Here is a 518-nt window from a genome sequence, read left to right as displayed (position 1 = left end):
CCATGAAGACCGGGCGATCCACCTGGGCCGTAGGAGCCTCCGCGTTAAAGTTCGCGCGGTACGTCGCTACCGCGTTACGCAAGTATTGGGGTGCAAAATGCGACGCAAAACTGTAGGGCAAGCCCAGCGCGGCCGCCACCTGGGCGCCACCGAGCGAAGATCCGAGCATCCACAGCGGAACCTCGGTTCCCTCACCTGGAATCGCCAAAATCCTATTGCGGATCGAGGCGAGATTTGGAGACAGCCCGAACGCCGCGGCCTCCGCTCCAGCAAGACCAAAATCGTCAACCGGGCTCGGCTGGAAATACTGCACCAGCTGGGCCACATCAACACTGAAATCATCCAACTGGCCGCTTCCGCGCCGCAGAGCCGAGGCCGTCACCGGATCGGTGCCCGGCGCGCGGCCAAGCCCCAAATCAAACCGGTCACCGTAAATCGTTGCGAGCGTACCGTAATACTCCGCAACCATTAGCGGCGAATGGTTTGGCAACATCACGCCGCCCGCACCCAAACGAATC

1 protein-coding gene is annotated in these 518 nt (G+C 61.6%); it reads right to left on the bottom strand.

Annotated elements, in window-relative coordinates; all coding sequences use genetic code 11:
• Positions 1 to 518: MsnO8 family LLM class oxidoreductase (locus HMPREF1627_RS01075; protein WP_034500401.1), on the bottom strand; the 518-nt coding region annotated here is incomplete at both ends.

Source organism: Actinomyces sp. S6-Spd3, assembly GCF_000758755.1.
Classification (GTDB): domain Bacteria; phylum Actinomycetota; class Actinomycetes; order Actinomycetales; family Actinomycetaceae; genus Pauljensenia.
The sequence above is the reverse complement of the archived record's forward strand: the minus strand, read 5'-3'. Positions and strand labels throughout refer to the sequence as shown.